Origin of the sequence: Acidovorax sp. Root217 (assembly GCF_001428645.1) — a bacterium.
Lineage (GTDB): Bacteria > Pseudomonadota > Gammaproteobacteria > Burkholderiales > Burkholderiaceae_C > Acidovorax.
Window position 1 is genome coordinate 136,353 of sequence record NZ_LMIH01000027.1, and the last position, 22,420, is coordinate 158,772.

The window sequence follows — 22,420 nt, forward strand, 5'->3', positions numbered from 1 at the left end:
GCCTGGGCTTGAAAAAGCATGCACGCCGCCACCAGAACGCCTGCTGCCAGGCGTGACAACGGGCCAGTGGCCCCCTTCGCATCGGTCATGGTGTTCCCCCTCGCCAGCCTTTGCGGCCGTTTCTAGGTGGAGTTATAACAGCCGGCGCGCATTCATGCACTCCCAAAATGACCGCCGGCAACGCCCGCGTGCCGTGGCCCTGTCCGTCAGTCGCCGGCCACGGCACCCTGCGCCCGCAGGGCGGCCACCTCGACGTCCGAGTAGCCCACCTCCTGCAGCAGCGCAGCCGTGTGCTCGCCCGCGCGCGGCGGCTGCAAACGCACGCCGGGGCGCATGCCGCTCAGCGTGAGGGGCAGCAGCGGCACCTTGGATTCAGTGCCGTTGTTCAGGCGGATGGGCGCCAGGCCCCCGCTTTGGTTGAGGTGCGGGTCGTCGAACAGCTCCTCGGGCCTGGTGATCGGGGCGAATGGCAGTTCGTTCGCCTCGAAGATGGCCGCCAGTTCACCTGCGCTGCGCCCTGACAGGTGCGAGCGCAACTGGGGCATCAGCCAGTCGCGCGCCTGCACACGCTCGTTGTTGGTTTTCAGGCGCGGGTCGGCCAGCAGGTCAGCCAGGCCCAGCGCCTCGCAGAAGATGGCCCACTGCTTGTCGCTCACGGCGGCCAGGAAGATCTGCGCGCCGTCCTTCACGGTGAACACGTCGTAGATGGCCCAGGCCGAGATGCGGCTGGGCATGGGGTTGGCCGCCTTGCCGGTGCTGGCGAACTGCATCATGTGCTGCGCCACCAGGAAGACGTTGTTCTCGAACAGCGCTGACTGCACCTCCGAGCCCTCGCCGGTCAGCTCGCGCTGGCGCAGTGCGGCCATGGCACCGATGGCACCGAACATGCCGCCCATGATGTCGTTCACGCTGGTGCCCGCGCGCAGCGGGTCGCCCGGGCGTCCGGTCATGTAGGCCAGGCCGCCCATCATCTGCACCACCTCGTCGAGCGCGGTGCGCTGCTCGTAGGGGCCGGGCAGAAAGCCCTTGTGGCTCACGTAGATCAGGCGCGGGTTGAGCTTTCGGAGCGAGGCATGGTCCAGCCCCAGCTTGGCCATGGTGCCGGGCTTGAAGTTCTCGCTCACGATGTCGGCCGTGGCAATCAGGCGCAGCGCGGCCTCAACGCCCTCGGGCTTCTTGAGGTCGAGCGCGATGCTCTTCTTGTTGCGGTTGAAGGTCGGGAAGAACCCCGCGCCCGAGCCCAGCAGGTGGCGCGTGCTGTCGCCCTCGATGGGCTCGACCTTGATCACCTCGGCGCCCAGGTCGGCCAGTACCATGCCGCAGGTGGGGCCCATGACCATGTGGGTGAACTCCACCACGCGGATGCCGGCGTAGGGCAGGGGCTTGTCGTTCTGCACGGCCTCAGACATGGCGGGCTCCCTGCACAAAGCCCTTGGGCAGGCCGGCTTCGGGTGTCATTCCATAGACAGGCTCGCCAGGCAGGCCGGCCACCAGCGGTGCGCGGGCGTCCATCAGCCGCTGCAGGTCGATGCCGGTGGTGATGCCGCTGGCCTCGAACATGAACACCAGATCTTCGGTGACCACATTGCCCGAAGCGCCTGGCGCATAGGGGCAGCCGCCCAGGCCGCCCAGGGAGGCATCGAAGGTGCGCACGCCTTCCTCATACGCCGCCAGGCAGTTCGCCAGGCCCAGGCCGCGGGTGTTGTGCATGTGCGCGGCGCCGGCCTTGTCACCCAGTTCGGCACGCAGGCGCTTGAACAGCCGGCGCACCTGCGCCGGGTTGGCATAGCCCACGGTGTCCGACAGGCCCGACTCGTCGGCACCGGCCTCGACGCACTGGGCCGCCAGCCAGATCACCTCGTCCTCGGGCACCAGGCCTTGCAGGGTGCAGCCGAAGGCGGTGGAAATGCCGGCTTCCAGCTTCACATGCGGGGCGATGTCGCGGCGCAGGTCGGCAATGGCGCGCACTTCCTCGACCATCTCCTCGCGCGTCTTGCGCACATTGGCCAGCGAATGGGCCGCACTCGCCGACACGGGCATGGTGAGCTTGTGTACCCCCGCGTCCAGTGCCGCCTGCGCGCCCTTGCGGTTGGGCACCAAGGCCATCACCGTGAGGCCGGGCAGGGTGATGGCGTGGCGCACCACCTCGGCCGCGTCGGCCATCTGCGGCAGCAGCCGGGCGGGCACAAAGGACGCCACTTCGATCTCGCGCACGCCTGCGGCGTAGAGCGCGTCGATCCAGCGCAGCTTGTCGGCCGTGGCCATGGTCGCCTTCACGGACTGCAGGCCATCGCGCGGGCCGACCTCGCTGATCAGAACATCGAAAGCATGGGGCACCGGGGTCTCCTGTAGTGTTCTATAAGAAAGAACTTCAATCTGTCTTATGAAATTATGGAGACCATCAACGAGAGGGTCAAGCATTGGCCGGCCAATAAAAAAAGCCGTTCTGCATAACAGAACGGCATGGCAGTCGACCCGTAACTGGTAAAGGTGCTACGCAGCGAGTGCCGCCGGCTTGCGCTTGCGTGTGGCCTTGGCGGGTGCCGCAGCGGCCGGCATGCCGATCAGTTGCTCCACCAGCAGGCGCACATGGCCCTGCATGGCCGGTATGGCCTTGGCGTCGCCGGCCATGTGCCGCAGCAGGCACTGCTGGAAGACGCCGTCGAACATGGCGTAGGTGAGGTCGATGGGCGCGCGCACCGGCAGCCCGGCCAGTTCGGACATGCGCGTGAGCACGCGCCAGACCATGTTCGCCAGGCTCTTGTCGATGGCTTCCACATCGGCGCGCAGCGCGTCCTCGAACAGCGACTGCGAACGGATGTCGTACCAGAGCCGGTGCATGGGCGCTTCGCTGCGCACCGTCTCGCCCAGCACCGCCACGAAGCCATCGACCAGCTCACCGAAGGTCGTGGAGTTGTTCGTCACCTCGTCATAGCGCGTCACGCAGCGCGCCTTGTACTGGCGCACGCTGCACAGGATGAGGTCGAGCTTGTCGGTGAAGTAGTAGTGCAGCACACCGTGCGAGAACGCGGAGTTCTGTGCGATCTCGCGCAGGCTGGTGCGCGCATAGCCCAGTTCGGCCAGCGTCTGCAGCGCGGCCTCGCCCAGTTCGGCGCGGCGTTCGGCGTATTTGTCACGGCGGGGTGCTCTTTCCATCGCGCCATTGTAGGCAGCGCCGGGCACTACGCCATGTCTTTTCATGCATGGGCTGCGGCAGGGCGATTGAATTTATGACAACTGTCAAGAAAATGTCTTGACAGTTGTCAAGTCGATTCCCAGAATCAATCCCGTTCCTCGAAGAACACGATCTGCGAATCAGCGATCTCTACCTATCCATCAGGAGACAAGACAATGACGAAGTTCGATTTGACCGGCCGCAAGGCCCTGGTCACCGGCGGCGCGCGCGGCCTCGGTGAAGGCATGGCCCAGGCACTCGCTGCCGCCGGGGCCTCGGTGATGATTGGCGACGTGCTCACGTCGCTGGGCCAGGAGGCGGCAGGCAAGCTGCCGGTGACCGGCGGGGCCAAGGCCGGCTTCGTGAAGCTCGACGTGACGCAGGAGGCCGACTGGGCCGCCGCCGTGCAGGCCACGGTCGATACATTGGGCGGCTTCGACATCCTCATCAACAACGCCGGCATCGAGGTCACGGCCCTGGTGACCGAGATCGAGCCCGATGCGTTGCGCCGCATGCTCGACGTGAACATCGTGGGCACGGCACTGGGCCTCAAGCACGCCTTCCGGACCATGCGCCCGGACGGCGCTGCAGGCAAGGGCGGGGCGGTGGTCAACATCTCTTCGGTCGCCGCCACCATTGCCTTCCCGGCGATCGCCGGCTACTCGGCCACCAAGTCGGCCGTCGACCGGCTGACCCGCGTGGCCGCCATGGAGTCGGGCAAGCTCGGCTACGGCGTGCGTGTGAACTGCATCTACCCCGGCCTGGTGCCCACCGAGATGGGCATGAAGCTGGCCGCCGACGTGGTCGCCGCCGGCCTGTTCGCGTCGCCCGAGGCCGCCGTGGGCGCCATCATCGAGCAGACGCCCTCGGGCCGCCTGGGCGAGGTGGCCGACATGGCCGATGCCGTGGTCTTCCTGTGTTCCGACGCTGCGCGCTTCATCAACGGCGCCGGCTTGCCGGTCGACGGCGGCATGGGCATGTGAGCAGCACTACAGGAGACAACAACATGGCCAACAACACCAAGAAACCCGTCGTGGTCTACGGCGCCTCCGGCTACACCGGCCGGCTGGTCTGCGAATACCTGCGCGAGTACAACATCCCCTTCATCGCCGCCGGCCGCAGCAAGGACAAGCTCGACGAGGCGATGCAATCGCATGTGCCCGGCATCGAAACCGCCAGCTACGAGGTGGTCGAGGTGGCGCATACGCGGGAGGCGCTCACGGCGCTGTTCGAGGGCGCCTCGGTCGTGCTCAACACCGTGGGGCCGTTCGCCAAGTTCGGCCATGAGGTGGTGCAGGCCTGCCTGGCCGCGAAATGCCACTACACCGACACCACGGGCGAGCAGGACTGGTTGATCACGCTGGATGCCGAGTACGGTGCACAGTTCGCCGCCGCCGGCCTGCTGCTGTCGCCGGGCCTGGCGCAGATGTACACCACGGGCGAGATCGCTGCGCAGCTGTGCCTGGAGACCCCTGGGCTCGATACCCTGGACATCGCGGTGTTCTGGGGCGGCAGTCCCACGGTGGCCTCCACCCAGACCATCCTGGTCAACGCCGCCACGTCCAAGGCCTACTACCTGGAGCAAAACCAGTATGTGGAGTGGCAGCCCGACGCCGGCCTCTACAGTCTGGCCATCCCCGGCCAGCACGAGGCGGCGCTGGCGCTGCCCTGGGGCGGCACCTCGCACCCGGTGTGGTTCAAGAAGGACCCGCGCGTGGCCAACGTCAAGGTGCTGGGCGGCGTGTTCAACAAGCCGCTGATGCTGGGCGTGCCGCAGATCGTGGCCGCCGCGCTCAAGGCCACCGAGGGCATGAACGAAGAGGACCGCTACGCCGCCCTGGCACAGACGGCGGCCGCCGTCATGGGCTCCATGCCGCCGCGCGAGAACCCCCGCATCAACAAGTCGGTGGATTCGGTGCATGCCTCGGGGCCGCTGGCGCGGGCGCACTGCGTGATCTTCGGCAACTGCAACTACAAGCAGACCGGGCTGATGCAGGCCTTTGCCGCCGCCTCGCTGCTGCAGCAGGCGCCCCGGCGCGTGGGCTTCGCCTCGGGCTGCCAAGCGTTTGGCCACCATGAGCTGCTGGGCGCGCTGCGCAGCTTCGGCCTGGTGCAGCCGCCCGTGCTCACGGTGCACCGCTGAGCGGGCCCCGCCATGCGCCTGATCGACTACCTCGACAAGGGGGCCATGCTGGGCGAAGGGTCGCCGTGCCTGACCTTGGGCACGGCCGACCTCTCGTACGGCGACGTGCAGCGCACCAGCCACAGCGTGGCGCGGGCGCTGCAGCGCTCGGGCATCGCGCCGGGCGACAAGGTGGCGGTGCTCTCCAGCAACGACGCCCTGGCCTTTGCCTGCGTGTTCGGCATCTCGCGCGCAGGTGCCGTGTGGTGCCCGGTGAACCCGCGCAACGAGGCGTCCGAAAACCGCTTTGTGCTCGACGCCTTCGACTGCAGTTGCCTCATCTTCCACAGCGCCTATGCGCCGATGGTGGAGCAGATGCGCGCGCAACTGCCCAAGGTGCGCCAGTTGGTCTGCCTGGATGCGGCATTCGGGTGGGCACCCTCCTGGGCGCAGTGGGTGGAGGGCGTGGGCGACGAACCCATCGCCATCGCCCCCGTGGACGACCTGGCGATGATCGCCGGCACCGGCGGCACCACAGGCCAGCCCAAGGGCGTCATGCTCTCGGGCCGCAACCTGGAGACCATGTCTGCGCTGACCCTGATGGGCTACCCGTTCGATGGCCGGCCGGTCTACCTGGCGCTGGCACCGCTGACCCACGCGGCCGGGGTGCTGTGCCTGCCGGTGATGGCTCTGGGTGGGCGTGTGGTCATCATGCCCAAGCCCGACCTGGGCGACTTCCTCGCATTGATCGAACGGCATCGGGTGACGCACACCTTCCTGCCGCCCACGCTGATCTACATGCTGCTGCAGCACGAGAAGCTGGCCAGCACGAAGCTCGATTCGCTGCAGTGCTTCTGGTACGGGGCGGCACCGATCTCGGCGGCGCGGCTCGAAGAAGCGCTCACGGCCATCGGCCCGGTGATGGCCCAGCTCTTTGGGCAGACCGAGGCGCCGATGATGATCTCCATGATGGCACCGCGCGAGCATTTCCACGCGGACGGCTCGGTGGCGCGTGAGAGACTGTCCAGTGCCGGCCGGCCCGGCCCGCTGGTGCAGGTGGCGACCATGGATGCCGACGGCAAGCTGCTTGCTGCAGGCGAGACCGGCGAGATCGTGGTGCGCAGCTCGCTGGTGATGATGGGCTACTACCAGGACGCCAAGGCCACCGCCGAAGCAGGCAAGGGCGGCTGGCACCACACGGGCGACATCGGACGGGTGGATGCCGACGGCTACTTGTTCATCGTCGATCGCGCCAAGGACATGATCATCACCGGCGGCTTCAACGTCTACTCGGTCGAGGTAGAGCAGGCCCTGATGCAGCACCCCGACGTGCAGGACAGCGCCGTCATCGGCCTGCCCGACGACAAGTGGGGCGAGAAGGTGGTGGCCGTGCTGCAGCTGCATGCCGGCCGTGCGGTGCAGCCCGAGGACATCATGGCCTTCGTCAAGGCGCGCATCGGCAGCGTGAAGGCGCCCAAGCTGGTGGAGATCTGGCCAGACCTGCCGCGCTCCAAGGTGGGCAAGGTGATGAAGAAGGACATCCGCGCCACGATGCTGGCGCGGCCAGCGCTAACCTGAGGAACGCCAACATGTCACACAAGGCATTCATCGCGGGCGTGGGCATGATCCCGTTCGTCAAACCGGGCGCCAACGAGCCCTATCCCGTGATGGCGGGGCGGGCCGGCCGGCTCGCGCTGGAAGACGCGGGCATCGCCTACGGCGCCATCGAACAGGCTTATGTCGGCTACGTCTACGGCGATTCCACCAGCGGCCAGAAGGCCGTCTATGGCCTGGGCATGACCGGCATTCCGGTCTTCAACGTCAACAACAACTGCTCGACCGGCTCCACGGCACTGTTCCTCGCGCGCCAGGCCATAGCGAGCGGCGCGGCCGACTGCGTGCTGGCACTGGGCTTCGAGCAGATGAGCCCGGGCGCCCTCGGCGCCGTGTTCAATGACCGGCCCAGCCCCTTCGAGGACTTCGACCGCGAGGCTGCCGAGCTGGTCGGCATGCCCGAGTTGCCCCTGGCGCTGCGCTACTTTGGCGGGGCAGGGCAGAGCCATATGCACAAGTACGGCACGCCGCTCGAATCTTTTGCCAAGGTGCGCGCCAAGGCCAGCCGCCACGCCGCGCGCAACCCGCTGGCGCTGTTGCGCAAGGAGCTGTCGGTGCAGGACGTGATGAACGCGCCCATGCTCTGGCCCGGCGTGCTCACCCGGCTCATGGCCTGCCCGCCGACCTGCGGCGCGGCGGCAACGGTGCTGGTTTCCGAAGCCTTTGCCAGACGCCACGGCTTGCGCTCCGACGTGTTCATTGCCGCCCAGGCCATGACCACCGACCGGCCCGATGCCTTCGACAGCCACGACATGATGAACCTGGTGGGCTACGGCATGACGGCAGCGGCAGCGCACAAGGTATATGAGCAGGCCGGCATCGGCCCCGAAGACCTGGACGTGGTGGAACTGCACGACTGCTTTGCGCAGAACGAGCTCATCAGCTACGAGGCCCTGGGCCTGTGCCCGCCGGGCGGTGCAGCCGCCTTCATCGATGCGGGCGACAACACCTATGGCGGCAGGGTGGTCACCAACCCTTCGGGTGGGCTGCTATCCAAGGGCCATCCGCTCGGTGCCACGGGACTGGCCCAGTGCTATGAGCTCACACACCAGTTGCGCGGCACGGCCGAGGACCGCCAGGTGCCCGGCGCACGCACCGCACTGCAGCACAACCTGGGCCTGGGCGGGGCCTGCGTGGTCACGCTCTACCAGTCCGCCTGAAGCCGGTCAGGCCGTAGCGGCGGCCTTGCCCCGGGGCTTCGGGGCGGCTGCTGCCTTTGCGCAATCGGCGCAGCGGCCGTACAAGGTCAGTTCGTGCCGCTCCACCGTGAAACCCTTGGGCGCCAGGTCACGCAGGTCGCCGGGGCAGTTGTGCACGTCGAACACGCGCGAGCACGCCGTGCACTGAAAGTGGTGGTGGTGGCCATGGTCGTGCTCGGCGGCTTCGTACCTCGGGCTTTCGCCCGGCAGGTGCACGGCCTGCAGCGATCCATCCTCCAGCAGCGCCTTGATGTTGCGGTAGACCGTGGCCATGCCCAGCCCCTGCACGGCTTCGCGTGCGCTGTCCAGCACCTCCTGCGGCGTGAGCGGGCGCTGGGCATCTGCAATGGCCGCCAGGATGGCGGTGCGTTGCCGGGTGGATCGTTCCATGGGGTGGGGTCGGTGCTGCAGGGCTTGTTGTTGATAACCAATTATCAGGGAAACCTCAGGTGCACGCCTGAGCCACGCACGGCAACTCCCTGAATACAAGGCAGCAGCATATTTCCGCTCGGTCACTATTAATAATGAAGAAAATTCATTATCTTTTGTGAGTGTCGAATTTTGACTGGGTCTTCCAGTGCCTGCTCATCGATTTCTGAAGCGCTGGTGTCGGCATAGAAAGGCGGCCCATCGTCGGCAATGGATGACAGGCGGGCGGCGGTGGGCTGGCAAGAATGGTGCATTCCCCTTAGGAGTAGCCCATGCGCACCACACCGCTCCCCAAAGCCGAAGTCGACAAGGCCGAACGCAAGATCGACAACATCCTGGAAGACCTGGAGGATGAGACCCACTCGGAAGTGCAGGACATCGATCTCGAAGACGTTGTCGAAACCGACCCTGCCACCGGTCAACCAGGCGTGCACAAGACCGTCGAGGTGACTGTACAGCCCCGGCCACAGCGCAAGTGGCTCAAGTAGGCAGGCGGTGCCATGAAAAAAGCCCCCGCATCCCCGCGCAATAGCGCCGCTACAGAGCAGACCGCCAAGAAGCAAAAGCGCATCCAGGCCGAGCAGGACGCCAAGGACGCTTCGAAAACGAAGGCATCTACAAGCAAGAAGCTGGCTCAACCGAAGAAGAAAGCCCTGGCTCCGGGCCCTGGTCGCACTGAACCAGGCAGTCCGTTGCCCAGCCAGCCGCTGGCCAAGCCCGGCATCGAGGCGCGCATGGCGCTGCCTCCGCGCTTCGAGGCCCCGCACTACAAGGGCAGTGGCAAGCTCGAAGGCATGTCGGCCCTCATCACCGGCGGCGACTCGGGCATCGGTCGGGCCGTGGCCGTGCTGTTCGCGCGCGAGGGCGCCGACGTGGCCATCGTCTACCTCAACGAGCACGAAGATGCGAAGCGCACCATCGAACTGGTGAAGGCGGAAGGCCGGCGCTGCGTCGCCATCTCCGGCGACGTGAAAAGCGCACGCTTTTGCAAAGGTGCCGTTGCCAAGACCGTCAAGGCCTTTGGCAAGCTCAACCTGTTGGTGAACAATGCGGCCTTCCAGGAGCATGTCGGCTCGCTCGAAGACCTGACCGAAGAGCGTTTCGACGAGACCTTCAGGACCAACATCTACGGCTACTTCCATATGGCCAAGGCTGCGCTGCCGCACCTCAACCGGGGCGATGCCATCATCAACACAGGTTCCGTCACAGGCCTGCGCGGCAGCAAGGAACTGCTCGACTATTCGGCCACCAAGGGCGCCATCCACGCCTTCACCAAAGCCCTGGCGCACAACCTGGCCGACAAGGGCATCCGCGTGAACGCCGTAGCCCCAGGGCCGGTATGGACACCGCTGAACCCGGCCGACAAGACGCCCGAAGACATCGCCCAGTTCGGCGCCAGCACGCAGATGGGGCGGCCGGCCCAGCCCGAGGAGATTTCGCCGGCCTATGTGTTCCTGGCCGCGCCGTGCTGCACGAGTTACATCACCGGCATCGTTTTGCCCATCACCGGCAATGCAGGCGACGGGGGCTAAGGCTCCGCTCAATTGCGGATGTTCGCGAACTCCACCACCCGCCTGAACTTCTGGATCTCAGCCTGCAGGAAGGGCACGAAATCCGTGCCTTCCATCATGGTCAGGCCTGCGGCTTCGAGCGTCTTGCGCAGTTCGGGCTCCTTGAGCAACTGCTGCAGTCCCTCGCGCAGCCGGGTGGTGATGGCCGGCGGCAGCTTGCCGGGGCCCAGCAGGCCGAACCAGACACCTGCATCGACCCCCTTGAACCGCGCATTCTCTGCCAGGGCCGGGATCTGGGGCGCCGCCGCAGAGCGCTCCAGCTTTGTCACGCCAATGGCCTTGACCTTGCCGTCCTTGATATGGGGCAGGGCGCTGGAAAGCACCATCACCGCAAAGTCCACGTCGCCGCTGTCCAGATTCGCGAGCATGGCACCGGCACCGCGCGAAGGCACATGCGCCATGCGCACCCCTGATTGCTGGCGAATGGTCTCGCCCGCCAGGTGCAGCGGTGTACCCATGCCCGACGAGGCATAGCGCATGGGCGCGGGCGCCTCGGCCGTGGCGCGCAGGAATTCGTCGATGCTGGCCACCGGCGTCTTCCTGCCGGCCACCAGCACCAGCGGCTGGCTGCCGACCAGGCCGATGGGGGTGGAGTCCTTGAGCGGGTTGTAGCCGTCGCGCCGGCGGCTCACCAGGTGGTTGATGCCCACCTCGGCGGGCGAGCCCAGCAGCAGTGTGTGCCCGTCCGGCTCGGCCAGGGCCACCCGGGCCGCGGCCAGCGCTCCGCTGGTGCCAGGGATGTTCTCCACGTTCACCGGCTGGCCCAGCCGGCGCGACAGGCCGGGCGCAATGGCCCGTGCCACCAGGTCCACGCTGCCGCCTGCCGGGTAGCCCACCACCAGGGTGATGGCCTTCCACGGGTAGTCCTGAGCCCAGGCCGCCATGCTGGACAGGGCCAGCACATGCACTGAAACAACGGTCCGGACCTTCTTCAAAATCATCGTGTCCATGGTATCCCTGTGGGTGAATTGGGTTACCCATGGTTACATTCGATGCAAAGGTGCGAGGTGCCGCTTTGGCACCGGTTGGTGCCGAATGGCTCCATTGCGAGCCGCTGTCCGCAAGGGGCGATGCGGCGCGACTACGCCGCGCGCTTGACCAGCGCGGGCTCAGCGCGGTAACGCGCAGCAAACAAGCGCTTGAGATGGGCCACCTTGGGCAGGTCGTTGACCACGATGTAGGGGTGGCGCGGGTTCTCGGTCAGAAAATCCTGGTGGTAGGCCTCGGCCGCGAAGAAGCTCGGGCCGCTTTCCACGCGCGTGGCGATGGGTTTCTTGAACACCTTGAGCGCATCGAGCTGGGCGATGTAGGCGCGCGCCACCTTTTCCTGCTCGGGGCTGGCGGCAAAGATAGCCGAGCGGTACTGGGTGCCCGAATCCGGCCCCTGGCGGTTGAGCTGGGTCGGGTCGTGCACCACCGAAAAGAAGATCTGCAGCAGGGCGCCGTAGCTCACCTGTGCGGGGTCGTAACTGATCTCCACCGATTCGGCGTGCGCCGTGCGCCCGCTGCTCACCAGGCTGTAGGTGGCGGTGGCGGCCGAGCCGCCGCTGTAGCCCGACACGGCTTTCTGCACCCCCTGGACATGCTGGAACACGCCCTGCACGCCCCAGAAGCAGCCGCCTGCGAAGATGGCCTTTTCCACCTTGGCATTGCCGGCGGGCAGGTCCTGCGCGGGAGGCGGGATCACCACGGCCTCTTCGGCGGAGTGGGCCAGGTTCTGGAACAGCAGGGCGCCGCCGGCCAGCGTGGCGCCACCGGCCAGAAGCTGCAGCAGGCCGCGCCGGCTGGGAGTGGATGCCGTGGAAGGGGTCGTTTTCATGGTGAGAGCGCCTTTATGGAAGGGGGTGGGAGTGTGATGCGGGTTCGCAGGAAATGTGCTCAACCGAAGGTAAAGGCGTAGGCGTCGACAGGGGCATCCAGGAATTCGATGCTGAAGGTGCGTTCGCGCACCTCGCCGCCCTGGCGCACCAGCTGGTACAGGCGCTGGTCGGTCACCGTGCCTATGCCGTCGGCGGCCACGTCGATGCCACGCGATTCGCCAGGGGCCTGGCCATCGACCGTGACCTTGAAGCGCACGGGCTTGCCGCCGGTGCCCGGCCCCAGCACCAGGTGCAGGTCCCGCGCCTGGAAGCGGTAGACGATGCGGCCGCTGCCGGCAGCCAGGGTGGCACGCTCGGCGCCCACCGTCCACTGGCCGGCCAGGCCCCAGGCATTGAGCGCCGGGCGGGCGGGGGCGGTATAGGTGGCCGCCCGGTCGCGCACCGCAGGCTCGGCCGAGGCGAAATGCTCGGCCCGCTCATAGCCCAGGTAGGTTTCGTGCGAGCGCACCGTGCCCAGGTCGGCCGGCTGGTGCACGCCCTGGGCGGCCACCTGGGCCAGGCTGTCCTGGGCCGGTGCTGTGGAGCCGGCCTCGCGCAGCAGTTGCTGGATGGCGCGCTCCGACTCGGCGTAGTTGCCCTCGCCGAAGTGGTGGTAGCGCATGCGGCCCTGGGCGTCGATCAGGTAGTGCGCGGGCCAGTAGCGGTTCTGGAAGGCGCGCCAGATGGCGTAGTTGTTGTCGATGGCCACGGGGTAGGTGATGCCAAGGTCGCGCACGGCCTTGGCCACATTGGCGGCGTCGCGCTCGAAGGCGAACTCGGGCGCATGCACGCCGACCACCACCAGGCCCTGGTCCTTGTACTTCTCGGCCCAGGCCTTCACATAAGGCATGGCGCGCAGGCAGTTGATGCACGAATAGGTCCAGAAATCCACCAACACCACTTTGCCGCGCAGGCCGGCCGTGGTGAGCGCGGGCGAGTTGAGCCACTGCACGGCACCGTCGAGCGAGGGCACCTCGCCCTGGTCCGGCAAGCGCCCGGCCGCGGCGTTGCCGGCAGCCATCATGGAAGGCCCGGCCCCTTCGGCGCCAGCGGCTGCCATCATGGCACCGCCGCCTTGCATCATCATCGACGGGCCGCCGCTCATGGCCATGGCGCCGCCCTGGGGTTCACCACCCAGCCGGTTCACCAGGGCCTGCTCGATGCCGCCGGTGGATGCGGTGGACAACCGGGCCAGCACGCCCGTGTCCAGCCCCAGCGCAATCGCCGCCACGCCGGCCAGCATGGCGGCGCCCAGGCCGCGTCGCACCCATTCGCCCACGCCCAGCGAGCGCTTGAGCGCGGCAAACACCCGGCCGCCGAGCAGCAGGGCCGCCGCCATCGACGTGGCCGCACCGGCCGCATAGGCCAGCAGCAGCAGGCTGGTGCCCACGCTGGCACCCTGCAATGCGGCGCCGGTCAGGATCAGGCCGAGCACCGGCCCGGCGCAGGGGGCCCACAGCAGGCCCGTGGCCACGCCGAGCAACAGCGAAGCGCCCACGCGCGGCTGGCCATCGCCCTGGGCCGTCTGCGACAGGCGGTCGCCCGCAGCGACCAGCGGGCGCGCCATGCGGTCGGCGAGGCCCGGCCACACCAGGGCCAGGCCGAACACCGCCACCAGCACCAGTGCTGCCCAGCGGCCATACTGGTTGGCGGCCACCACCCAGCCGCCGCCCACGGCGGCCAGCGTGGCCACGGCCGCGAAGGTCAGCGCCATGCCGGCCAGCAAGGGCAGGCCGCTGCGCACGAACGGCTGGCTGGCGCGCGAGAAGACAAACGGCAGCACGGGCAGGATGCAGGGGCTGACGATGGTCAGCACCCCGCCCAGGTAGGCCAAAAGGATGAGCAGCATGGCGAAGGTCCTCAGGCAGCGCCGGCCGCGAATGTGAGTGACAGGCCGTTCATGCAGTAGCGCAGGCCGGTGGGCTGGGGGCCGTCGTTGAACACATGGCCCAGGTGGCCGCCGCAGCGGCGGCAGTGCGCCTCGGTGCGCGCCATGCCCAGGGTGCGGTCCGTGCGCGTGGCCACGGCATTGTCCAGCGGCTTCCAGAAGCTGGGCCAGCCGGTGCCGCTGTCGAACTTGGTCTTGGAAGAAAACAGCGGCAGGGCGCAGCCCGCGCAGGCGAAGGTGCCGGCGCGGTGCTCCTGGTTGAGCGGGCTGCTGCCGGGCCGCTCGGTGTTTTCGTGGCGCAGCACGGCGTATTGCGCGGGCGTGAGCTTGGCGCGCCACTGGGCGTCGGTGAGGGTCACCTCGAAAACCTCGCTGGTGGCGGCTGCTGCCGGGGCGCGGCGCGGCGAGAACCAGGCGGCCAGGGCCAGTGCGCTGGCGCTGCCGGTGAACAGGAGATGGCGGCGGGTGGTGGTCATGGGGTCCTCGGTCGGTAGGGGGTTGGCCGGAGCTTAGGCCGGGCTCCATCGCGAAGTCCTCACGCAAACTTCAATAATTCGTGATAACTCGGCAGGCTGCGATTGCGCACAATGCTGGGCATCCCTCGCTTACCTGCCTTTTCATGTCCATACCTCCCTCCAAACGCGTGCTGCTGGTCGAAGACGATGCCCATATCGCCGACCTGCTGACCATGCACCTGCGCGACGAAGGGCTGCAGGTCGTGCATTGCGCGCGGGGCGACGAGGGCCTGGAGCAGCTCACGCAGGGCGGCGACTGGGACGCGCTGGTGCTGGACCTGATGCTGCCCGGGGTGGACGGCCTGGAAATCTGCCGCCGCGCCCGCGCCATGCCGCGCTACGTGCCCATCATCATCATCAGCGCGCGGGCCAGCGAGGTGCACCGCATCATGGGCCTGGAGATCGGTGCCGACGACTACCTTCCCAAGCCGTTCTCGGTGCTCGAACTCGTGGCCCGCGTGCGCGCCTTGCTGCGCCGGGCCGAGGCCATGGCCCAGAACGCGCGCCAGCAGGCGGGCAGCCTGTCGGTGGCCGGCCTGGCCATGGACCCGGTGGCGCGCGACGCGCGGCTCGCGGGCCAGCGGCTCGATCTGACGCCGCGCGAGTTCGACCTGCTGTACTTCTTCGCCCGCCAGCCGGGCAAGGTGTTCTCGCGCATGGACCTGCTCAATGCCGTGTGGGGCTACCAGCACGAGGGCTATGAGCACACGGTCAACACCCACATCAACCGCCTGCGAGCCAAGATCGAGGCCGACCCGGCCCAGCCCGCGCGCATCCTCACCGTCTGGGGGCGCGGCTACAAGTTCGCCAGCCCCGAGGGCACGCCATGAGACTCACCCTGACGCAGCGGCTGTCGCTGGTTTTCGCCGGGCTGCTGCTGGTGTGCAGCGGCACCTCGGCCTGGATGCAGGTGCGCTCCAACCGCATGCACGAGCTGGAGGTGGTGCAGGGCCTCTCGCGCGACCTGGCCGAAAGCATTGCCCGCGACGCCCAGCTCACCGATGCGAATGGCCTGATGCCCGGCGCCGTGCGCAAGCTGTTCAGCCAGCTCATGGTGGTCAACCCGAGTGTGGAGGTGTACCTGCTCGAACCCGATGGCCGCATTGCCGGCCACGCCGCACCCGAGGGCCGGCTGCGCCGCGACCGCATCGATCTGGCGCCCGTGCGCCGAATGATCGATGGTGCGCCGCTGCCCATCCTGGCCGACGACCCACGCAGCAACGTTGGGCGCAAGGTGTTCAGCGCCGCGCCGCTGCGCGTGCATGGGCGCGACGTGGGCTTCATCTACGTGGTGCTGCTCGGTGAGGCGCACGACCTGGTGGCGGCGCAGGGCTCCACCAACGCGGTGCTCACCACAGCGCTGTGGTCCATCGCCATGGTGGCGCTGCTGTGCCTGGCGGCGGGCCTCGTGGCCTTCACCCTGATCACGCGGCCGCTGCGCCGCCTGACCGAGACCGTGCGCCATTTCGACATGACCGGCGCGCCGCCGCCCCTGCCGGCCCTGGCGCCACCATCACCACCAACGCCGGACAGCCGCGACGAGATCGCCGTGCTCGGCGCCGCCTACCGCCAGATGGTGGCGCGCATCGGCGAGCAATGGCAGGTGCTCAGCCGCCAGGACCAGGAGCGCCGTGAGCTCATCGCCAATGTCTCGCACGACCTGCGCACGCCGCTGTCCTCGCTGCACGGCTACCTGGAGACCCTGCTGCTCAAGGACGCCACGCTGCAGCCCGCCGAGCGCCGGCGCTACCTGGGCATCGCCCTGGACCAGAGCCGCAAGGTGGGCGCGCTGGCGCAAAGCCTGTTCGAGCTGGCGCGGCTCGAATACGGCTTTGTCCAGCCAGAGGCGGAGCCCTTTGCCATGGCCGACCTGGTGCAGGACGTGTTCCAGAAGTTCGAGCTGGCAGCGCAGGAGCGCCAGGTGGCCCTGCAGGCGGACATCGCGCCGCAACTGCCACCGGTGCACGCCGACCTGGGCCTGGTCGAGCGGGTGCTGACGAACCTGCTGGACAACGCTCTGCGCCACACGCCGCCAGGCGGTACCGTGACGGTGGTGCTGGCGCGCGAGGGCGATGCCCTGGCCGTGCAGGTGCAGGACACCGGGCCGGGCATTGCTGCGGAGCTGCGCGAGGGTCTCTTCGAGCGCCCTTTCACCGTCGGCGGATCGCGGCGCGGCGGAGGCCTGGGGCTGCGCATTGCGCACCGCATCCTGGCGCTGCATGGCAGCCGGATCGCATTGGTGGAAATGCAGACGCCCGGGGCGGCATTCCGGTTCACCTTGCCCTGGGCCGCCGGGCCAACCGGCAGGCCCCTGCACATCGAAGAGAGAGATGTGGCCCCTCCAGCGCTGCCGCGCTAAGCGTTTTCACCTAGGGCCGGCCCTGTAGGACAACACCGCTAGCGGTCTGCGCAATGTAATTTTTTGCTACCGCCAACCGCCTGTCGGGTGTAAGAATGGGTCATCCTGACATAACAGGGTTTGGGGGGAGGCCCATTGCTGCTGCGCTCGAGCTTCGAATCGAAGGTTCTGGCGGCGTTCATCGCTGCCGCCGTAGTGGTGGCCGGCGTCACGGTGATGGGCTGGAAGCTGGCCGATGACGCCGAAGAGGCGACCCATTGGGTGGCCCACACGCACCAGGTGCTGGGCAACGTGGCCCATATCCGTGCCAACACCCTGCAGATCGAGCTGAGCACGCAGAGCTTTCGCATCACCGGAGACCCCGCGCACATCGCCGAGCGCGATGCCACGGCCGAGGCCCGCGAGGCCATGCTGTCGCAACTGCGCCAGCTCACCGCAGACAACCCGCTGCAGCAGGAGCGCTGGACCCTTTTGCGCCAGATGGTGGACGAGCGGCTGGCCATCTCCCGCCGGGTGGAAATGCTGCGCAAGACCCAGGGGCCTGAGGCCGCCAATGCCTATGTGGCCACGGCCCCCCTGCAGAAGACGCGCGACCGCATCCACGAGTTGCTGCGCGGCCTGGAGTTCGAAGAGGCCGCGCTGCTGCGTCAGCGCACCGAAGCGCAGCTGCATACCCGGCGCCTGCTGCTGCTGGCCAACGGGGTGGTGGCGCTGTTGCTGGTGGGGCTGCTGGGGGGCGCCTATGCGCTGATCAGGCGCCAGTTGGGCGAAACCCGCCAGACCCAGCGCGCCCTGGAAGACAGCGAGGAAAGCCTGGCCACCACCATGCACTCCATAGGCGATGCCGTGCTGGCCACCGACACCGAAGGCCGCATCACCCGGATGAACCCGGTGGCCGAGCAGTTGACCGGCTGGACTTTCGAGATGGCGCGCGGCCTACCCATCGACGTGGTGTTCTGCATCATCAACGAGATCACCCGCGAGCCTGCGGTGGTGCCCGTGGCCCAGGTGCTGGCCACCGGCGTGGTGCATGAGCTGGCCAACCACACCACGCTGATCGCGCGCGATGGGCGCGAGTGCCCGATCGCGGACAGCGCCGCCCCCATACGCTCCAGCGACGCAGAGGTGGTGGGCGTCGTCCTGGTGTTCCGCGACGAGACCCTGGCGCGCCAGGCCCAGCGCACGATCGTGCAGCACAACGCGCTGCTGGAGCAGCGGGTACAGGAGCGCACCGCGCAGCTGCGCGCCAGCGAAGACCACCTCTTCAGCGTGATCAACAGCGTGCCGGCCGTGCTGGCCTACGTCAATGCCGAGCAGCGCTACGTGTATGTCAACGCGCAACACAAGGCGCTCTATGCGCCGGGTCGCGAGGACGTGCCAGGGCACACGGTGCGCGAGATCCTCGGCGAGGAACGCTATGCCCAGGCCGCCCCGATGATCGAGCGGGTGCTGCAGGGAGAGCGCCAGAGCTACGACTGGCAGCCGTTTCCCGGCATGTGGCAGGCCATCGACTGCATACCCAAGTGCGATGACAGCGGGCAGGTGCTGGGCTACTACGTGCTCGGGTCCGACATCACGGTGCGCAAGCACGCCGAGGAGAAGGTGCTGGCGCTCAACACCGCCCTCGAAGACCATGTGCTGCGGCTGGAGCACACCACCCGGGCCCTGAAGACCCTGAGTGCCGGCAACCGCACCATGCTGCGCGCCGTGGACGAGCAGGGCCTGCTCTCCAGCATGTGCGAGGCCATCGTCACGGCGGGCGGTTACGCCATGGCCATGGTGTGGTGCCACGCCGCCGAGGGCACCGGCGGCCTTCTGGCGCCTGTGGCCGAAAGCACCGCCGCCCTGGCGCAGCCCTGGCTGCGCGCCCTGAATACCCGCTGGGAGGCGGGCGATACCGGCCAGGGCGTGCTGGGTGATGCCGTGCGTTCGGGTCTGGCCAGCGTGGGCCGGGGAGGGGAGCCGCCCGGCCCCGATGGCCCCGCCTGGCTGGCCGGCATGCCGGCGGCGGCCTCGGTACTGGCATGCCCGCTGCGGGTGGACGGCGTGGTGATCGGCGCCCTGGCGATCTACAGCAGCCGCCCGAGGATCTTCGAGCCCGACGAGATCACCTTCCTCGTCGAGTCGGCCGATGACCTGGCCTTTGGCGTGGCAACGCTGCGCCATCGCGGCGAGCAGGCCCGGGTGCAGGAGGCCATGCAGCAGATGCGCCGCTACGACACCCTCACCGGCCTGCCCAACGAGGCGCAGTTCACCGAGACCCTGGTGTCCGCCATCGACGCTGGCCAGCCGTTTGCGGTACTGCAGGCCAATGTGGAGCGGCTCAGCGAAATCAACGATGCCCTGGGTTTCTGCTACGGAGACCAGATCCTCAAGGAAGTCGGGGCCCGCCTCGTCCAGGCCGTTCCCGCTTCTGCCACGGTGGGACGGCTGCGCGGCGACGAGTTTGCCATCCTGCTGCCGCAGTGCGATGCGCAGGCCGCGGTGGCCATGGTACGAACCGTTGACGGCGTGCTGGCCCAGCCGTTTCCGATTGCCGACATCTCGATGGAAGTCTCCGTGACGGCCGGGGTGGCCCTGTTCCCCGCGCACGGAGAAACCCCGCACGACCTGTACCGCCACATGGACACGGCGGTGCACCAGGCCAAGAAGGCCGGGCTCGGGCATGTGGTGTTCGACCCGGCGCAGAGCCACCACCGCAACCAGGCGCACCACCTGCAAATGGCCGGTGAGCTCAGGCGTGCCATCGAGAACGGTGACCTGTCGCTGTACCTGCAGCCCAAGATCGACATGGCCGCAGGCCGGGTGTGCGGGGCCGAGGGCTTGGTGCGCTGGCGGCATGCAGAGCGCGGCCTGCTGATGCCGGGCGACTTCATCGGCCTGGCCGAACACACGGGGCTGATCAAACCGCTGACCGAGTGGGTGATCGAGGCCGCCTTGCGGCTCAACCACGGCTGGGCTGCCAGCGGGGCCGTGCTGCCCATCGCCGTGAACCTGTCCGCGCGCAACCTGCGTGACGACTCCCTGCTGCAGACCATCCGCCAGCTGCAGACCGCCTGGCCCCTGGCGCCGGGGCTGCTGGAGCTGGAGATCACCGAAACCACCGTCATGGAAGACCCCGAGCGTGCCCTGCGCGTGCTGCAGGCCCTGCGCGACCTGGGCATTGCGCTGTACATCGACGACTTCGGTACTGGCTACTCGTCGCTCAGCTACCTGCAGCAGTTGCCCGTGGAGTTCATCAAGATTGACCAGTCCTTCGTGTACAACATGTCGGTGAGCAAGGCATCGGCCGTGATCGTGCGTTCCACCATCGATCTGGCCCACGACCTGGGCCGCAAGGTGGTGGCCGAAGGCATCGAAACCCAGGCGCACTGGGATCAGCTGGCCGCCCTGGGCTGCGACATCGGACAGGGCTATTTTCTGGCACGGCCCATGCCGGCGCAGGACCTGCCGGGCTGGGTTGCGGGCTTTGTTGCGCCCGTGGCCCGTACCCAGCCAGAGACCATGTTCGTGATTTGATTCGTGAGCGCTGTAGCCCGTGTCCTACACCGTGTTGCGGCGCACAAGAAGCGCCCGTAGCTCCCTCCAAAAATAGCATGTAGCCATGGTCATGCAGGGCAGGGCCCTGGTGTACCGAATATGTGCCAATGGCGGGTCTGCGAATCTTCTTGCAGTGCGCGCCCACCCATTCTGGAGGGCCCCGCCATGACATCCCAACCATCGGAGTTTCCGCTCGGTCTGGAAGCCGCCCACAGCGCGCTGGCCATGCGGCGGCGCGAGGCCCAGGAAACCGTCATGCCATTCACGCGGGGACTGCGCGGGCACGCCAGCACCCATGAGCAGATCACCCGCGAAGAACTGGTGCGCAGGCTGGCCGACATCAAGGGCTGTGCCTACAGCACCGACGAGCTGCCACAGCCCATCTGGCAGGGCCGCACCTACTTGGTGCCCAGCGACACGCTGGTGGGCATGGCCACCGCACACGCACTCGGCGTGCATGGGCCGGACGACCTGTTCGGCGGCGTCGTGCCGCAGGCCTTCATTGCCACCAAGGCCATCACCCATCCCCTGGTGTCGTTCGAGGCCGCCGCGCCGGAAGGCTGGAACCCCGAGTTCTCCCGGCTCGTCAAGCGCTCGGTGCTGCCCGGCTACACCGCGTTCTCTCGTGCGGATGCGCTGCGCGCTGGCGAGGCGCTGTTCGCGCTTGGACCGCTGCGCGTCAAGCCGGTGGGTGAGACGGGTGGGCGGGGGCAGACCGTCGTCACCACCATGGAGGCCTTGGCCAACAGCCTGAACAGTTTGGGGGACAGCCTGCTGGAGAGGGACGGCGTGGTGCTGGAGCACAACCTGACCGAGGTGGAAACGCTGAGCATCGGTCAGGTGCGCGTGGCTGGGCTGCAGGCTTCGTACTACGGCTCGCAACGCCTCACACCTGACAACAGCGGGGCCCTGGTCTATGGCGGCTCGGACCTCACGGTGGTGCGGGGTGATTTCAATGCGCTGCTGGCCAGCACACCCTCGGGCCCGCTGCACGACGCGGTGACCCAGGCACTGGCCTATGACGAAGCGGTGCGCACCTGCTACCCGGGATTTTTCGCATCGCGCATCAACTACGACGTAGCCCAGGGCCTGAATGCGGCGGGCCAATGGTGCTCTGGGGTGCTGGAGCAGTCCTGGCGCGTGGGCGGGGCCAGCGGTGCCGAGGTGGCGGCGCTGGAAGCCTTCCACCAGAACCCGGGCCTGCGCAAGGTGCGCGCCAGCTGCGTCGAGAAGTTCGGCACGCCCCAGCCGATTCCGGTCGGGGCCACGCTGTACTACCAGGGTGTCGATCCCGAGGCCGGGGCGCTGACCAAGTACACCACGCTGGAGATCCATGACCACACGGCATAGAAGCATCCACATCCCTCTGGGTGACCGCAGCATCGCCGGTACCCTGGTGGCCCCTGATGTGCTGGTGCCTGGCGTGATGCTGGTGCATGGCTGGGACGGCAGCCAGACGCAGTACATCGAGCGGGCGCACCAGATCGCCGCCCTGGGCTGCATCTGCCTGACCTTCGACCTGCGCGGCCATGCCAACGACCGGGCCGAGCGCGAAACCGTGACCCGCGAAGACAGCCTGAACGACATGCTCGCGGCCTACGACCTGTTGGTGGGGCATCCGGCGGTGGACCCGGCCTCGGTGCTGGTGGTGGGCACCAGCTACGGCGCCTACCTGGCCGCAGTGCTCAGCGCCCTGCGCCCCGTGCGCTGGATGGCGCTCAGGGCGCCGGCGCTGTACAAGGACGAGGACTGGATGGTCTCCAAGATCAAGCTCAACCGCGCGGAGGTGGCCGCCTACCGCAGCCGTGCCATCGCACCGCAGAGCAACCGGGCCCTGGCGGCCAGCGCGCAGTTCAAAGGGGATGTGTTGCTGGTCGAATCGGAGAAAGACGATGTCGTGCCCCACCCGGTGCTGGAGAACTACCGCGCGGCCTTCCTGCAGACCCGCTCCATGACCTACCGGGTGATCGGTGGCGCCGACCATGCGCTGACCCGCCCCGAATGGAAAGAGGAATACACCGGCATGCTGGTGCACTGGGTGCAGGAAATGGTCAATGGGGCCCGGAAGAAGGCCAGGCCCGTTACCGGGCGGATTCAAAACTGAAGTGCAACACCTGCCACCCTGTAAGGTCCGCAGATGCACAACCCC

At 67.8% G+C, this 22,420-nt stretch carries 19 protein-coding genes; 11 read left to right on the forward strand and 8 right to left on the reverse strand.

Going from position 1 to position 22,420, the window contains the following annotated elements:
• Nucleotides 1-206: 206 nt before the first annotated feature.
• The 3 genes from ASE31_RS23930 to ASE31_RS23940 all read right to left on the reverse strand — a co-directional run bounded on the left by ASE31_RS23930 (nt 207) and on the right by ASE31_RS23940 (nt 3,156).
• On the reverse strand, nt 207-1,409 hold the full coding sequence (locus ASE31_RS23930) for a CaiB/BaiF CoA-transferase family protein (RefSeq protein ID WP_057204385.1): 1,203 nt from the start codon (nt 1,407-1,409) through the stop codon (nt 207-209).
• Nucleotides 1,402-2,337, reverse strand: coding sequence for a hydroxymethylglutaryl-CoA lyase (locus ASE31_RS23935; RefSeq protein ID WP_057204387.1), 936 nt, complete (start codon nt 2,335-2,337; stop codon nt 1,402-1,404). The genes ASE31_RS23930 and ASE31_RS23935 overlap by 8 nt, the downstream gene beginning before the upstream one ends.
• Before the next feature lie 156 nt (nt 2,338-2,493).
• Nucleotides 2,494-3,156 (reverse strand): TetR/AcrR family transcriptional regulator, encoded by a 663-nt coding sequence (locus ASE31_RS23940; RefSeq protein ID WP_200961161.1) that lies wholly within the window; start codon nt 3,154-3,156, stop codon nt 2,494-2,496.
• 195 nt (nt 3,157-3,351) lie between these two features.
• Between ASE31_RS23940 and ASE31_RS23945 the strand changes: the two genes are divergently transcribed.
• Genes ASE31_RS23945 through ASE31_RS23960 form a run of 4 tightly spaced genes read left to right on the forward strand, consistent with a single transcriptional unit; the run spans nt 3,352 to nt 8,071 of the window.
• Nucleotides 3,352-4,158 carry an SDR family NAD(P)-dependent oxidoreductase gene (locus tag ASE31_RS23945; protein ID WP_057204391.1) on the forward strand — a complete coding sequence of 269 codons (807 nt, stop codon included), beginning with the start codon at nt 3,352-3,354 and terminating at the stop codon, nt 4,156-4,158.
• 23 nt (nt 4,159-4,181) lie between these two features.
• Nucleotides 4,182-5,318, forward strand: a complete 1,137-nt coding sequence (locus tag ASE31_RS23950) for a DUF5938 domain-containing protein (protein ID WP_057204393.1) — start codon at nt 4,182-4,184, stop codon at nt 5,316-5,318.
• Between the two features lie 12 nt (nt 5,319-5,330).
• Nucleotides 5,331-6,875 (forward strand): AMP-binding protein, encoded by a 1,545-nt coding sequence (locus ASE31_RS23955; protein WP_057204395.1) that lies wholly within the window; start codon nt 5,331-5,333, stop codon nt 6,873-6,875.
• 11 nt (nt 6,876-6,886) lie between these two features.
• A complete protein-coding gene (locus ASE31_RS23960) occupies nt 6,887-8,071 on the forward strand; it encodes a lipid-transfer protein (RefSeq protein WP_057204397.1) in 1,185 nt (394 codons plus the stop codon).
• A gap of 6 nt (nt 8,072-8,077) precedes the next feature.
• On the opposite strand, the gene ASE31_RS23965 is transcribed toward ASE31_RS23960, so the two are convergent.
• Nucleotides 8,078-8,500 (reverse strand): Fur family transcriptional regulator, encoded by a 423-nt coding sequence (locus tag ASE31_RS23965; RefSeq protein ID WP_057204399.1) that lies wholly within the window; start codon nt 8,498-8,500, stop codon nt 8,078-8,080.
• 311 nt (nt 8,501-8,811) lie between these two features.
• Between ASE31_RS23965 and ASE31_RS23970 the strand changes: the two genes are divergently transcribed.
• Both ASE31_RS23970 and ASE31_RS23975 read left to right on the forward strand, forming a co-directional pair.
• Nucleotides 8,812-9,027 carry a hypothetical protein gene (locus ASE31_RS23970; protein ID WP_057204401.1) on the forward strand — a complete coding sequence of 72 codons (216 nt, stop codon included), beginning with the start codon at nt 8,812-8,814 and terminating at the stop codon, nt 9,025-9,027.
• 12 nt (nt 9,028-9,039) lie between these two features.
• Nucleotides 9,040-10,071 (forward strand): SDR family oxidoreductase, encoded by a 1,032-nt coding sequence (locus ASE31_RS23975; protein ID WP_057204403.1) that lies wholly within the window; start codon nt 9,040-9,042, stop codon nt 10,069-10,071.
• An 8-nt stretch (nt 10,072-10,079) separates the two neighbouring features.
• Here ASE31_RS23975 and ASE31_RS23980 read toward each other — a convergent pair whose 3' ends face one another.
• The 4 genes from ASE31_RS23980 to msrB form a co-directional block, all read right to left on the reverse strand.
• Entirely contained in the window at nt 10,080-11,060 is a 981-nt protein-coding gene (locus ASE31_RS23980; protein ID WP_082604338.1) for a tripartite tricarboxylate transporter substrate binding protein, read from the reverse strand.
• Nucleotides 11,061-11,191: 131 nt separating this feature from the next.
• Entirely contained in the window at nt 11,192-11,929 is a 738-nt protein-coding gene (msrA, locus tag ASE31_RS23985) for a peptide-methionine (S)-S-oxide reductase MsrA (RefSeq protein WP_057204407.1), read from the reverse strand.
• A gap of 59 nt (nt 11,930-11,988) precedes the next feature.
• Nucleotides 11,989-13,818: a cytochrome c biogenesis protein DipZ gene (locus tag ASE31_RS23990; protein ID WP_057204408.1), complete on the reverse strand. Its 1,830-nt coding sequence runs from the start codon at nt 13,816-13,818 to the stop codon at nt 11,989-11,991.
• Nucleotides 13,819-13,829: 11 nt separating this feature from the next.
• Nucleotides 13,830-14,333: a peptide-methionine (R)-S-oxide reductase MsrB gene (msrB, locus tag ASE31_RS23995; RefSeq protein ID WP_057204410.1), complete on the reverse strand. Its 504-nt coding sequence runs from the start codon at nt 14,331-14,333 to the stop codon at nt 13,830-13,832.
• Nucleotides 14,334-14,476: 143 nt separating this feature from the next.
• Between msrB and ASE31_RS24000 the strand changes: the two genes are divergently transcribed.
• The 5 genes from ASE31_RS24000 (at nt 14,477) to ASE31_RS24020 (ending at nt 22,375) form a co-directional block, all read left to right on the forward strand.
• Complete coding sequence (locus tag ASE31_RS24000; RefSeq protein WP_057204412.1) at nt 14,477-15,202, forward strand: response regulator transcription factor; 726 nt, start codon at nt 14,477-14,479, stop codon at nt 15,200-15,202.
• Nucleotides 15,199-16,731: a HAMP domain-containing sensor histidine kinase gene (locus tag ASE31_RS24005; RefSeq protein WP_057204414.1), complete on the forward strand. Its 1,533-nt coding sequence runs from the start codon at nt 15,199-15,201 to the stop codon at nt 16,729-16,731. The genes ASE31_RS24000 and ASE31_RS24005 overlap by 4 nt, the downstream gene beginning before the upstream one ends.
• A gap of 135 nt (nt 16,732-16,866) precedes the next feature.
• The gene (locus ASE31_RS24010; protein WP_057204416.1) at nt 16,867-20,250 is read left to right on the forward strand and encodes an EAL domain-containing protein; all 3,384 of its coding nucleotides are present in this window, start codon (nt 16,867-16,869) and stop codon (nt 20,248-20,250) included.
• 186 nt (nt 20,251-20,436) lie between these two features.
• Nucleotides 20,437-21,621 carry a DUF3182 family protein gene (locus ASE31_RS24015; protein ID WP_057204418.1) on the forward strand — a complete coding sequence of 395 codons (1,185 nt, stop codon included), beginning with the start codon at nt 20,437-20,439 and terminating at the stop codon, nt 21,619-21,621.
• Entirely contained in the window at nt 21,605-22,375 is a 771-nt protein-coding gene (locus ASE31_RS24020) for a S9 family peptidase (RefSeq protein ID WP_057204420.1), read from the forward strand. Before ASE31_RS24015 ends, ASE31_RS24020 begins: the two co-directional genes overlap by 17 nt.
• Nucleotides 22,376-22,420: the final 45 nt, after the last annotated feature.